This window comes from Arthrobacter sp. (assembly GCF_031988865.1).
Lineage (GTDB): Bacteria > Actinomycetota > Actinomycetes > Actinomycetales > Micrococcaceae > Arthrobacter_B.
In genome coordinates this window covers 1-12,433 of the sequence record NZ_DALZXY010000095.1, presented here as the reverse complement: position 1 = coordinate 12,433, position 12,433 = coordinate 1, and the positions used below count along the sequence as shown (strand labels likewise).

Sequence of the window (12,433 nt, the reverse complement as noted above, 5' to 3'; positions counted from 1 at the left end):
CGGAAGTTCCTCTCCGCGAAGGTGGCCGTCTCCGGCGCGAACTTCGCGATTGCCGACGCCGGGACCCTCGCCGTCGTCGAATCCGAAGGCAACGGCAGGATGTGCCTGACCCTGCCGGAAACCCTGATCACCGTGATGGGCGTGGAAAAGCTGCTGCCGACCTGGCAGGACCTCGAGGTCTTTATGCAGCTGCTCCCGCGCTCCTCCACCGGCGAGCGGATGAACCCCTACACCTCGCTGTGGACCGGCGTCACCGAAGGCGACGGCCCGCAGAACGTGCACCTGGTGCTGGTGGACAACGGCCGCAGTGCCGCGCTGGCGGACGAAATGGGGCGCTCGGCCCTGCACTGTATCCGCTGCAGCGCGTGCATGAACGTCTGCCCGGTGTATGAGCGCACCGGCGGACACGCCTACGGCTCCACCTATCCGGGACCGATCGGCGCGATTCTCTCGCCGATGATGACCGGCATCAAGTCCGAGGAAAACAGCTCGCTGCCGTATGCTTCGTCGCTGTGTGGGGCCTGCTTCGACGCCTGCCCCGTGAAGATCAACATTCCGGAGATCCTGGTGCACCTGCGGGCCGAGGACGTGGACAGCAAGCGCGGCACCAAAAAGCTGCCCACCCAGATGGACTTGATGATGAAGGGCGCCTCCTGGGCGTTCTCCCGGGGGAGGAACCTGGGGCTGCTGGAGAAGGGCCTGCCGCTCGGCAGGCTCGCGGCTGGCCGGAAGAAGAAAATCACCAAACTGCCCGGCATTGCCGCCGGCTGGACCCAGAGCCGGGACATCCCTGCGCCGCCCAAGCAGTCCTTCCGGGACTGGTGGGCCAAGGAACACCAGGCACCGCAGGACCAGCAGGCACCGCAGGGGGAGACGAAGGCATGAGCGCACGCGAAGAGATCCTGGGCCGGCTGCGGGACGCGCTGCGCGATTCCCCGAAAGTTCCGGAAATTCCCCGCGGCTACCGGGAATCCGTCGAGTCCACCGAGGCTGAGCGGATCGAGATGCTGGTGGACCGGCTCGAAGACTACAAGGCCGGCGTCACGGTGCTTGACGAGGCGGGGCTCGCGCCCCGGATCGCGGAACTGCTCGACGCCGCCGCCAGTTACGTGGTGCCTGCGGGCATCGACGACGCCTGGCTGGCAGCTACCGACGCCGCTGTGCCCGGCCGCCGCCGGACCGACTCGGTCGAGGAGCCGCTGAGCGTCGCCGAACTCGACGCGACCGCCGCCGTCGTGACCGGCAGTGCCGTTTCCGTCGCCGAGACCGGCACCATCATCCTGGACGGCAGCCCCAACCAGGGCCGCCGAGCCATCTCACTGATCCCCGACCACCACATCTGCGTGGTCCGGGCCGCGGACATCACCACCATCCTGCCCGAAGCGCTCCGCCGCCTGGACGGCACCCGGCCGCTGACCTGGATCAGCGGTCCGAGTGCCACCAGCGACATCGAACTCGAACGGGTTGAGGGTGTGCACGGTCCGCGCACGCTGGACGTGTTGATCGTCCGCGGCTGAGCCGACCTGGCCAGAGCTAACCGCAGTCCCGGCCAGTCCCGGCCAGCGGCCAGCTGCCTGGCTAACTGCCCTTGCGGGGCAGGGCAAGGTGCGGATCAGGATCCAGCGCAGATCGGGACCCGGGTAGTTTCAGGCTCCTGCGCTCTTCAAGATCCTGCGACGTTTCAGGATCCTGAGTACCCGGTGCGCCAGCCGCCCTTGTAGTCCTGCCGGACCGTCTCGGAGTAGGGGACCGGGCTGACCACGGCCCGGACTTCCAGCTGGCGGTGCGGTTCGACGGTGGTTTTGGCAGTGCCGCCGTCGGGCTCGCCCCATACCACCCGCAGTTCCGTGCCCTCGGGGACATCCGGGTTGACGGTGGCCAGCGAGAGTCCGCGCCGTTCGTTGGCGGAGTAGCCGGTGAACATGGACAGGCCCACGGTGTTGCCGTCCGCGTCGATCACGGCGTCGTAGTTTGACGAACCGTAGTTGGCCAGCGGCAGGTCGAAGTACTTGTACGGCATCCCGGTGGTGTCCAGCTGTGAGGTGAAGATCCGGCCGAGGTCCTCCTCGTTCCAGGCCAGAGTGACTTTGCGGCGCTGCGCGGCCGGGTCCATGCTTTCGAGGGCCTCCCGGCCGATGAAATCGTGGTCGAATTTCACGAAGGAGCCGTAGCCGAGCTCCCACGGCGTGAGGTAGTAATCCTCGATGTTCTCCGAGACGAAGCTGCCGGCGACGGCGTTGGTGGCCTCATAACTGTCGGCACCCAGCCACTCACGGTAGGGCCGCAGCCGCTCATCGGTGTAGATGGCGGGCAGCGGGGAGGGGATCCAGCCGGATTCCAGCGTATTGGACGGGTAGGCACGGGAGCCGACGGCGGCCATGCCGAACTCGGCTCCCGCTTCCAGGATGGCGTCGCGCACCTTGTCATAGGAGGCGTAATCGCCCCAGATTTCCAGGCCCGGCGCGCCCGCCATTCCGTGCCGGAGGGTGCGCACGCGTTCCCCGGCGATCGTCATCCAATCCAGGTTGAAGAACTTCAGCTGCTCGAGCGGACCGCCGTTGACCTTCTCGATGATCTGCCAGGCGCGGGGCCCCTGGATCTGGAACCGCCAGTAGCGCCGGGTAACGGGCTGCCCCATGGGGCGCGACGGCGACCGCCGATCCACCTCGATCTCGAGGTTGTAGCCGCCGGTTTCGGCATGGAACAGCAGCCAGTTGGCGGCCGGTGCCCGCCCGACGTATACGTACTCGTCCTGTTCCTGGTGGAAGAGGATGCCGTCGCCGATCACGTGGCCGGACGGCGTCGTCGGAACGTATTGCTTGGCTTTGTTAACCGGGAAGTTCGCGACACTGTTCACCGCGGTGTCCGAGATGAGCTTCAGGGCGTCGGGGCCCTTGATGAAGACGTTGTCCATGTGGTGGGACTGGTCGAAGAGGACGGCAGTCTCCCGCCAGGCCCGCTGCTCGCTGCGCCAGTTGGTGAACTCCGGGGCGACGACGGGGTAGATATACGCGCCGATCTGGGAGTTGCGGAGCAGGTCGACCGTTCCCTGGGATGCATCAAGGACTTCCTGCAGATTCTTTGGTGCCACGATGAACCTCTGTTTCTGTCGGAGGGGATCCGGGCAAAGCCGGTGGGGCCGACCATATATCTATGCTCATAGATATGTCGAGGCCTAAGGGCGCCCCTAGACACTATCTATCCCGATAGATAGTGTGTGCTGCATCACATTAAATGCCGTGGGTTCGACCGCGGCCAAACGAGGAGAACCCATGAGGAAACTGGTTGCAGCAGCGGCAACGGCGGCGCTGCTTGGCCTGACGGCATGCGGATCAGGTGCGCTGTCGAGTTCCGAGGAATCGGCGTCCGGATCGCCGGCAGCTGAGGGATTGACGTCGATCGAGGTTGGGGTCATCCCCATCGTTGACGTCGCCCCGATCTACCTTGGTGTCGAGGAAGGACTCTTCGAAGCCGAGGGACTGGACGTCACGCTCACCCTGGCCCAGGGCGGCGCGGCCATCGTGCCGGCGGTGACTTCCGGGCAGATGGACTTTGGCTTCTCCAACATCACCTCCATGATCGTCGGCCGGTCCAAGGGGCTGCCGGTGCAGATGGTGGCCCCCGGGGGCAGCTCCACGGGTGACACCCAAGCGGACTTTGCTTCCGTGATGACCATGCCGGACAGCGGGATTGAAACCATCAAGGACCTCGAGGGCAAGAAGATCGGCGTGAACACGCTGAACAATATTTCCGACTCCACTATCTCGGAGGCAGTGAAGCAGGCGGGAGGGGACTACGAAAGTGTCGAATTCGTGGAAATTCCGTTCCCGGAACTGTCCGGGCAGCTGGCTGCCGGGACAGTTGACGCAATTGCCGCCGTCGAACCCTTTGTGACAATTGCCAAGGCCGACGGCGCCGTTCCGGTGTTCTCCAACTATGCCGAGCCGGTGGATGACCTGACGGTGGCTGTCTACTTCGCCTCGGACCAGTACGTTCAGGAGAATCCCGAAACCGTGGAGAAGTTTGTCCGCGCGATCAAGGCGTCGCAGGAATTTGCCGAGCAGAATCCGGACAAGGTCCGCGCCATCCTGCCCACCTACACTTCGCTGAAGCCCGAAGTGATTGAGCAGCTGACCCTGCCCAAGTACGGCACCGAGGTGAACCGGGCGTCCGTTGAGGACGTGGCCCGCATTTCACTGGACCGCGGACTGGTCGAGGAGATTCCGGATATGGAGTCCCTGCTGCCCGCGAACTAGGTACTGCCCAGTGCCCGCAACGATGTCTGCTTCGGTGCGGGCAGGATATAAGCGGTAGGACAAAGCGGGACCGGCGTGGTGCGCCGGTCCCGCTTTGGTGTGTTCTGGGCCTTCCGGCCTAGCGTGCCTGGAAGTCTCGGACCCATTCCGCCGTGGCCCGCAGGCCGCCGAAGGTATAAAAGTGCAGCTGGACCGTGCCGTGCCGCGCGGGATCGTGGGCCGCGGCGAGGTCCCGGAGGAAGCGGTCCGGTCCGGCCGTGCCGAGCAGGTTCGTCAGGGAGAAGCCGTACTTCTGCGCGATCCCGGCTGAGGTTCCCACCCCGAACCGGCGTGCGTAGCCAAGCAGCCGCTTGATGCCTGCCGGCCCGGGAACACCAATCCGGACCGGTGCACTGATGCCGCGGCTGCGCAGTTCTTCCAGCCAGGCCAGGACGGGCGCCGTATCGAAGCCGAACTGGGTGATGATGGACGCTTCCAGCCCCTGTTCCTCAAGTGCCTCGTTTTTGGCGAGCAGGGCGGTCCAGAGGGTGTCATCGGAGATGTCCGGGTGCCCCTCCGGGTAGCCAGCGATGCTGATGTGTTTCGCTCCGTAGGCGGCGGGCAGCCCGGACCGGATTACGGCGAGCGAGTCCTCGTAGGGACCCATCGGCTCGGCCGGGTCGCCGCCGACGACGAACAGGTTCTCCACGGCACCGGCGTCGGCCAGGGCGCCGAGGAACTTCTCCAGTTCAGCGGACGATTCCAGCCGGCGGGCGGAAATATGGGGTACCGGCACCTGGCCCGCCGCACGGACCGCAGCGGCTGCCGCCAAGCGCATGGGGAGGTCTTCATTACCCAGGAAAGTCACATTGATGCGGGTCCCGGGTGGCAGCGCATCCTGGGCCGCGTGCAGGGCATCAACGTCCTTGCCGGTCATTTCAAGGGAGAAACCGGACAGTAGGCTGCCGCCTGCGGGGGCGTGTGGGTTCATGGATGCCACCCTAGCCAGCCCGGCTGGAGGTGTCCACGAACCCTGCCGTCCCCGGAAATGCCCGGGACGGAGCCTGCCCGGAATCATTCACCGGTACTCCGCGGCTAGAAGCGCGAGGAGCTCCCCGCCCCGCTGAAGCTCCCGCCGCCGGCACCGTAGCCACTGGAAGAACCGGAGGAAGAGGCCGAGCTCCGGGCCGAGTCGATGCTGCTGCTGCCGGTCCGGACGCCTGCGCTGAAGGCGCCGACGGCCCAGAAGTAATTCGGGTAGGCGGTGTCCAGGATGCCGGGCCGGAACCCGTCCCGGTAGGTCCGGCGGTGGCTCCGGGTTTCCTCCAGTGCCCTGCGCATCAGCTCGCGTTCGGACTGGTTCTTGGCTGCACGGGCGATCACGGTTTCGGAATGGTTCCGCAGGAGCCCGGCGAGTTCCCCGCCGGCATCCCGGATGGTATCCAGGGCTGCCTCCGGTGTGGCGGTCCCGTCCGCGAGTCCGGCTGCTGCAGCTTCCAGCCGGTGCCGGCATTCGGTCCGGAACGCAAGCAGGGCCGAGGCCGTGGCCGAATCCTTTCCGGTTTTGTCTGCCGTGAAGAGGTCCTCGAGCTTGTCCAGCTCGGCCTGAAGCGGTGCGGTTTGCCGGTCCCAGGCAGCCTGCCAGCCCGGTGTCAGGTTGAGCAGCGTGTTGGTATCGGCGATGACGTCGTCGATCCCGTCCAGGGTGAGCGAGAGCTCGGCGAATTCCTCGACGGGCTTCCGGCTGCTGCGCCGCCGCAGCTCCTTGTCAGTGAGGCTCCGGACCTGGTTGCCCAGTTCGGTGGCGCGGTTGTACCGCGTCCTGAAGGTCCGGTGCTCTTCCAACACCTTCGCGCCGTAGGAGGAATCATCGGGGATGGTCCGTGCGTTGAGTTCGGTCGCGTCCAGATCCAAGCTGACGCTGGCATACGAGCGCTCGGCGTCCGCGATCAGCCGCCGGTTTGTCTCCAGACGGCGGCGGCGCACCACGAGTACCGTGACCCACGCGGCCAGCGCGGCCACCAGGAACGCCACGCCCAGGAAGATCACCACCGGGTCGAGGTACCAGGGACGGTTGATGAGTTTTGCGGCTTTCCCGACGGCGGCAATCGTGCCGTCCGTCCACTGGGCCTCGACGAAGTGCGAGGCAGCTGCGTCCCGAATTTCCTGTGAAGTTTCCTTGTCCAGTTTGCGGTCCTCGCCGAAGTAGGTGCCGATCCAGCGTCCTTCCGGGTCCAGGGTAAAGATGAACAGGCCGTTCGCCCACTTTTGGCCGTCGGGGCTGATCCATTCGGGGTGTTCAGTGCGCGCGAAGTCGAGCGTTTCCGCATTCAGGTAGACGTCGCCGTCGGAATACTGGGCATCCGCATCACCGCGGAAGGTGTAGATCGCCACGGTGGTAGGTTCCCGGAACTCGATGTCCTCCAGTGCCGGTAGCAGGGTGTTCTGGTCCAGAACGCCGGCGGTGTCCTCAATGATGATCTCGTCCGGCCCGACGGCGGCTGCCGGCAGGGCAGGTGCGGCGACCGCGAACATCGTGGTCAGGACAAGCAGTAAAACACGGCGCATATCGGATACCTCGGGAAGGGTGGCGGCTGCGAAGCCGGCCGGGGTTCGGTGGGCGGTCAACATGGCCAGCCTAGGGGAGAGGACTCGAGGGCACTCCTTCTCAAAGACATGTGTCGTGAATCATATACAATCCTGTACAGCCGTTGATGGAGCGGAAAGCATTTCCCCGGAAAGTGGTGCAGTTACGTGCTCGAGCAGCAAACCATTGAGAAGATCGCCGACGAACTGGTGGCAGCGGGCGCTAACCGCATCCCGGTTCCGCGGCTGACCACGCGGTATCCGGAGATGACGGTGGAAGACTCCTACGCCGTGCAGAACCTCTGGAGCCAGCGGATGCAGGAGAGCGGACGGAAGCTGGTCGGACGCAAGATCGGCCTGACCTCCAAGGCCATGCAGGCCGCCACCGGGATCACCGAACCCGACTACGGCGTCATCTTCGACAACATGGTGCTGGAGAACGGCTGCACCGTGCAGTGGGACGCCTACACCCATCCGCGGATCGAAGTGGAACTGGCCTTTGTGCTGGGCAAACCGCTCTCCGGACCAAACTGCAGCATCTTTGACGTCCTGGACGCCACCGAATACGTGGTCCCGGCGCTGGAGATCCTGGACTCACGGATCGAGATGGAAGGCCGCACCATCGTGGACACCATCTCGGACAATGCTGCGATGGGCGCCATGGTGGTGGGCGGGCGGCCGGTCAAGGTGTCCGACGTCGACCTCCGCTGGGTCGCGGCGCTGCTGTACAAGAACCAAACGATCGAGGAAACCGGCGTCGCCGCCGGCGTCCTGAACCATCCGGCGGCCGGCGTGTACTGGCTGGCCAACAAGCTTGCCGCCCACGGAACCACGCTGGGTGCGGGGGAGATCATCCTGGCGGGCTCCTTCACCCGGCCGATGTGGGTGCACAAGGGAGATACCGTCCATGCCGACTACGGACAGCTGGGATCAGTGACATGCCGTTTCGAGTAGAGCCCCACGCCCCGTTCAAGGCAGATCTGGTTCCCGGCGGCCGTGCCCGGGTGGGCATGTGGGCGTGTACCGGCAACCCCCTGGTGACCGAGATCTGCGCCGGCTCCGGCCTGGACTGGCTGCTGATCGACGGCGAGCACAGCATTAACAACCTGGAATCCATCAGCGTCCAGCTGCAGGTCGTGGCCGGCTACCCCATCCAGCCGGTGGTGCGGGTACCGAGCAATGACACAGTCCTGATGAAGCAGTACCTGGACCTTGGGGCGCAGAACCTGCTGGTTCCTATGGTGGATACCGCCGAACAGGCAGCTGCCGCCGTGTCCGCTGTCCGCTACCCGCCGCACGGCGTCCGCGGTGTGGGCAGCGCCCTGGCCCGGGCTGCGCGCTGGAACCGGATCGATAATTACCTGGACCGCGCTGATGAGACGATCACCCTGCTGGTGCAGGTTGAGACCGCCGCGGCTGTGTCCAACGTGGCGGAGATTGCCGCGGTGGACGGGGTGGACGGGATTTTCATCGGCCCCTCGGACCTTGCCGCGTCGATGGGCTACCTCGGCCAGCAGGAGCATCCCGAGGTCGTGGCCGCCGTGGAACAGTGCATCCGCACGGCCAAGGAGCTCGGTGTTCCCGTGGGCGTCAACGCGTTCGCCGAGAGCACCGCGCGCCGCTACCTCGACGCCGGGGTGGACTTCATCCTGGTGGGTGCCGACGTCGCCCTGCTGGCCCGGGCTTCGGAGGCGCTCGCCGCCAAGTACCTGCCGCAGGACGCTGCGGATACTGAGGACGAGCGCGCCAGCTACTGACCCGTGAGCTGGATGATCCCCGGTTGCTGGATGATCCCCGGTGAGCTGGGTGACCCCCGGGAGCTGGGACTAACTGGGGATCATCCAGCTCAGCACGGGCGTCGACTGCAGGAAAACGATGATGCACAGCGCCAGCAGCAGGGCCACACTCCAGCCAAAGACCTTCCGGAACAGGACAGACTCCTGCCCGCTCATGTTCACCGCGGCGGCAGCGATGGCCAGGTTCTGCGGGGAAATCAGCTTGCCCATCACGCCGCCGCCGGTGTTGGCCGCAACCATCAGCTTCGGATCCAGTCCGGCCGCCTGGCCGGCGGTCTCCTGCAGCTTGGCGAACAAGGCGTTGGCTGAGGTGTCGGATCCGGTGACTGCCGTGCCGATCCACCCGAGCACCGGTGAGAGGAACGCGAAGAACGCCCCGGTGGCCGCCAGCCAGGTCCCGATGGCGATGGTCTGCCCGGAAAAGTTCATCACGTATGCCAGTGCCAGGACCCCGAGGATGGTCAGCGCGGCAGCCTTCATCCGCTTGGCGGTAATCCATATTTCCTGCAGCGCACCGCCCATTGTCAGGGGATAGCGTCCCCGGTCATCGAAGCGTGAGTAGACCAGGGCCACGATCAGCCCGCTGATCAGCAGCAGGGTCCCTGGACTGATCAGCCACTCGAAATGGTAAATCGTGGAGGCCTGCGTCTGGCCGTTCTCATCCAGCAGCGCTTCATGCAGCCACGGCCACGGGATCTCGATGGTGGTCTTAGCCAGTGCCGCCGGGATATCCACGCCGAGTGTCCAGAGGTTGGCGATTCCGAAGATGACGATCACCAGGACGTACGGGAACAGGGCCATCCAACCGCGCGACGGCGTGAGCCTGTCGTCGGCCCCACTGCCGGGCCCGGGCCTGCCGGTTTCGCCCGTGCTGCCCGTGCCGGTTTCGCCCGTGCTGGCTGCGCTGCCGGTTTCGCCCGTCCTGCCCGTGCTGCCCGTGCTGGCTGCGTTGCCGGTGCTGGTCGCGCTGCCCGCCGCGTGCGCTCCGCGCTGGCCGCCGACGTACCCTGTTGACTCTCCGGAATATCCAGAACCGGAACCCCCTGAGCCCTCTGACGCTCCTGGACCCCCTGAACCTCCTGAACCTCCGGAACCCCCTGGACCCCCTGAACCTCCTGAACCTGGCTGTCCTGAATCGGCGCGCCCGCCGGGCGCTCCGCCGTCGGACCTGCCCGGATACCCCTCGTCTCCCGTCCCGGCGCTGTCCTTGGTCCCGGCCGGTGTCCAGCCGCCGGCCCGGGCGGCTTCCAGCTCGCCGTGCATCCGTTCGGCGGCCTGAGAGCTGCCGCGGGGCTGCCAGAACCGCAGGAACCCCACGGCGGCAGCCATCGCGACGAGGGACGCGACGATGTCGGTGAGTTCGTAGGAGAAGTAGTTCGAGCACAGGAACTGGAAAATCGAGAAGACAACGCCGGTAAACAGGGCAACCGGCCAGCACTCCCGCAGTCCGCGCCGCCCGTCGAGGATAAAGAGCAGGATCAGCGGGACGACGAAAGCCAGCAGGGGAGTCTGGCGTCCGACGACGGCGCCGATTTCGTCTCCGGTGTAGCTGGTGAGGTTTGCCGCCGTCGTGATGGGGATGGCCAGCGCCCCGAAGGCGACCGGAGCCGTGTTGGCGACCAGGACGGCGGTCGCGGCGCGGATCGGGGCGATGCCGATGGCCAGCAGCATGGTGACCGTGATCGCGACGGGTGCCCCGAATCCGGCCAGGGCTTCGAGCAGGCCGCCGAAGCAGAAGGCCACCAGCAGCGCCTGAACCCGCAGGTCGCCACCGCCTACCGTGTCGAACACGCGCCGGAGGTCTTCGAACCGCCCGCTGCGCACCGTCACCTGGTAGAGCCAGACGGCCATCACAATGATCCACACCACGGGGAACAGTCCAAAGGCCGCACCCTGGGTTCCCGAGAGCAGCGCGAGGCCGAGGGGCATGCCGAAACCCAGGACCGCGATGACCAGGGCGGCCACGAGTGCCCAGGCTCCGGCTACGTAGGCTTTGGTCTTCGCGAAGGCCAGCAGTAGGAAAAAGACGAGCAGCGGAACGAGGGCGAGAAGCGCGGAGAGGGCTACGCTCCCGCCGACCGGGTTTGTCGATGGAGTGAAGCTTTCCATAGGGTCCCTCCAGGCCGGCGCTGCTGCCGGCCGCCGCGGGTCAACGAAATGAGCTGCTGCGGCAGGCCGGAGACTGGCCGTGGGAGTGGGTGGAAGAAGCGGTGTTTATAGGGTAGGCCGCGCCGGGCGTGCCGGCGGATCCCTGCGGCGGGTTTTTGATTTGGTGACTTGGGATTTTCGTCTCGAGACGGCGAGGCCTGCACCGGCTCCGGAATGGCCGACGGCGTCGCACGGGTATTCGTTGCTGCCGGAATCAGGCGGGCAGGCCGTTCAGCCAGCGGGCCGCTTCGCTGCGGAACGTTTCCGGGGGCAGTTCGGAGGCGTTCTCGGGCAGCGCTCCGATCAGGGGCACCTGCTGGGACTCGAGCACCTGCCGGTTGCTCCGGTGCACGACGCCGGGATTGCTGGGCCAGCTGCCCAGCACCCCGCCAAGGACACGGCGGTCCCGAGCTTGGAGTGCTTCGAGGCTCAGGGCGGTGTGGTTCAGGGTGCCGAGGTCCGGACCGGGCTCAATCTGCCCGATCAGGCCTGAGCTCAGAACTCCATTGAGGGCGGTGCTCGCGGTGTCATCGGGGGCCGGGTTCACTTAATGGGCTCCCCGTCGCCACGCCCCACAGCTCCGAGGCCGGCAGCAGGCGAACTCTCGCTTAAGACGGCCTTCGATAGACCTGGAACAGTGAGAACTCCGGACCAGGAAGAGGGCCCCAAGCTGGACCAGGAACGGGGAGAATGCCGGACCAGGAAGAGGGCCCCAAGCTAGCTAACTCCGGGCACCCTTTTACCAGCCCTTGGCCAGGTAGAGGTCCATGTAGGCGCCGCGGTCGACATCGAGGTCTTCCCGGCGTTCAAGTCCGGCAGCCAGCGCGGTGCGTTGGGAGCCGATGTTGTCCACTGACGTATAGGCGACAACAGGCAGTCCCGGGAGCAGTGCTTCGGCCAGGCGTACGGCTTCGATGGCGCCTTCGGTGGCCAGTCCCTGCCCCCAGAAGTCGGGGTGGTACCGGTAATACAGGTTGAGGGCGGGCCTGCCGTGGATGAGCCGGTGGGAGACACCGGTGAAGCCGATGAGGTTTTCGGGTTCGGCAGGGTCGACAACGGTCCAGACTCCGAATCCGTGCCGGTACCAGTGCTGCCGGATCTCGTGGAAGGTCCGTGCCGAGGAGGCCCGGGTGATGGTCGACGGCGCGGGGTGGTGGATGTTGGTCCGAGGATCGGTGTGGAGGTCGATTGCTGCACTTTCGTCACCTGCGAGGGGCCTGCGTAGCAGCAGTCGTTGTGTGCTGACTGGCGACCAGTCTCTAGCGTTCTGCTCCAGCATGTGGACCACTGTAGCCGGGTCCCTATCCCGGGAGAACGGCAGCGGTGCTGAGGCTGGGCCGGGTATTGGGCGGTGAGTCTTGGCAGGGACATAGGTGGCGAGACTTTGCTGGTGGCCTGGTGCCGGGGTGCTGCCGGGTCGCGGGTTGGCCGGCGCCTGCTGGCCTGGTGGCCCGGTGGCCTAGTGCCGGGTAGCGGGTAGTGGGTTGGCCGGCGCCTGGTGGCTTCGTTGCCGGGCACCGCATGGCGAGAGGCCGGGGCAGCAGGGCATTGTGGGCGGCAAGCAGCGGAGCGGGCATGAATCGGACGGAGCGCCGTCCTTTGATGGCCAGAGGTTCGTGGACGTCTGATCTATAGGCGGGCTGACGTCTGGTCTAGAAAGGTGGTGGG

General features: G+C 66.1%; 11 protein-coding genes. 5 read left to right on the top strand and 6 right to left on the bottom strand.

All coding sequences use genetic code 11. From position 1 onward, the window contains the following. On the top strand, positions 1–885 hold an 885-nt coding region (locus RTN46_RS14435; RefSeq protein WP_312182392.1), incomplete at its 5' end, for an LUD domain-containing protein. Continuing rightward, positions 882–1,517 carry a lactate utilization protein C gene (locus RTN46_RS14430; RefSeq protein WP_312182391.1) on the top strand — a complete coding sequence of 212 codons (636 nt, stop codon included), beginning with the start codon at positions 882–884 and terminating at the stop codon, positions 1,515–1,517. The genes RTN46_RS14435 and RTN46_RS14430, both read left to right, overlap by 4 nt. A gap of 164 nt (positions 1,518–1,681) precedes the next feature. Here RTN46_RS14430 and RTN46_RS14425 read toward each other — a convergent pair whose 3' ends face one another. Beyond that, positions 1,682–3,091: an aminomethyl transferase family protein gene (locus RTN46_RS14425; RefSeq protein WP_312182390.1), complete on the bottom strand. Its 1,410-nt coding sequence runs from the start codon at positions 3,089–3,091 to the stop codon at positions 1,682–1,684. Between the two features lie 181 nt (positions 3,092–3,272). On the opposite strand from RTN46_RS14425, the gene RTN46_RS14420 reads away from it, so the two are divergent. Continuing rightward, the gene (locus RTN46_RS14420) at positions 3,273–4,256 is read left to right on the top strand and encodes an ABC transporter substrate-binding protein (RefSeq protein WP_312182388.1); all 984 of its coding nucleotides are present in this window, start codon (positions 3,273–3,275) and stop codon (positions 4,254–4,256) included. A gap of 118 nt (positions 4,257–4,374) precedes the next feature. Here RTN46_RS14420 and RTN46_RS14415 read toward each other — a convergent pair whose 3' ends face one another. Beyond that, positions 4,375–5,226 (bottom strand): methylenetetrahydrofolate reductase, encoded by an 852-nt coding sequence (locus tag RTN46_RS14415; protein WP_312182387.1) that lies wholly within the window; start codon positions 5,224–5,226, stop codon positions 4,375–4,377. A 104-nt stretch (positions 5,227–5,330) separates the two neighbouring features. Then, positions 5,331–6,866 (bottom strand): DUF5129 domain-containing protein, encoded by a 1,536-nt coding sequence (locus RTN46_RS14410; protein ID WP_312182386.1) that lies wholly within the window; start codon positions 6,864–6,866, stop codon positions 5,331–5,333. 123 nt (positions 6,867–6,989) lie between these two features. On the opposite strand from RTN46_RS14410, the gene hpaH reads away from it, so the two are divergent. Both hpaH and RTN46_RS14400 read left to right on the top strand, forming a co-directional pair. Beyond that, positions 6,990–7,775, top strand: a complete 786-nt coding sequence (gene hpaH, locus RTN46_RS14405; protein WP_312182384.1) for a 2-oxo-hept-4-ene-1,7-dioate hydratase — start codon at positions 6,990–6,992, stop codon at positions 7,773–7,775. Further along, complete coding sequence (locus RTN46_RS14400) at positions 7,760–8,578, top strand: aldolase/citrate lyase family protein (protein WP_312182382.1); 819 nt, start codon at positions 7,760–7,762, stop codon at positions 8,576–8,578. Before hpaH ends, RTN46_RS14400 begins: the two co-directional genes overlap by 16 nt. Before the next feature lie 69 nt (positions 8,579–8,647). Here the strand turns inward: RTN46_RS14400 and RTN46_RS14395 are convergent, their stop codons facing one another. The 3 genes from RTN46_RS14395 to RTN46_RS14385 form a co-directional block, all read right to left on the bottom strand. Continuing rightward, positions 8,648–10,726, bottom strand: coding sequence for an L-lactate permease (locus RTN46_RS14395; RefSeq protein ID WP_312182381.1), 2,079 nt, complete (start codon positions 10,724–10,726; stop codon positions 8,648–8,650). A gap of 253 nt (positions 10,727–10,979) precedes the next feature. Next, a complete protein-coding gene (locus RTN46_RS14390; RefSeq protein WP_312182379.1) occupies positions 10,980–11,312 on the bottom strand; it encodes an AAA family ATPase in 333 nt (110 codons plus the stop codon). Positions 11,313–11,504: 192 nt separating this feature from the next. Then, positions 11,505–12,044 carry a GNAT family N-acetyltransferase gene (locus tag RTN46_RS14385; RefSeq protein WP_312182378.1) on the bottom strand — a complete coding sequence of 180 codons (540 nt, stop codon included), beginning with the start codon at positions 12,042–12,044 and terminating at the stop codon, positions 11,505–11,507. Positions 12,045–12,433: the final 389 nt, after the last annotated feature.

What these genes read in the sequence shown, in the direction of transcription:
- RTN46_RS14400 (WP_312182382.1), top strand. Translation starts at nt 7,760, where the DNA reads ATGCCGTTTCGAGTAGAGCCCCACGCCCCGTTCAAGGCAGATCTGGTT.
- RTN46_RS14415 (WP_312182387.1), bottom strand. Translation starts at nt 5,226, where the DNA reads ATGAACCCACACGCCCCCGCAGGCGGCAGCCTACTGTCCGGTTTCTCC.
- RTN46_RS14410 (WP_312182386.1), bottom strand. Translation starts at nt 6,866, where the DNA reads ATGTTGACCGCCCACCGAACCCCGGCCGGCTTCGCAGCCGCCACCCTT.
- RTN46_RS14395 (WP_312182381.1), bottom strand. Translation starts at nt 10,726, where the DNA reads ATGGAAAGCTTCACTCCATCGACAAACCCGGTCGGCGGGAGCGTAGCC.
- RTN46_RS14430 (WP_312182391.1), top strand. Translation starts at nt 882, where the DNA reads ATGAGCGCACGCGAAGAGATCCTGGGCCGGCTGCGGGACGCGCTGCGC.
- RTN46_RS14420 (WP_312182388.1), top strand. Translation starts at nt 3,273, where the DNA reads ATGAGGAAACTGGTTGCAGCAGCGGCAACGGCGGCGCTGCTTGGCCTG.
- RTN46_RS14385 (WP_312182378.1), bottom strand. Translation starts at nt 12,044, where the DNA reads ATGCTGGAGCAGAACGCTAGAGACTGGTCGCCAGTCAGCACACAACGA.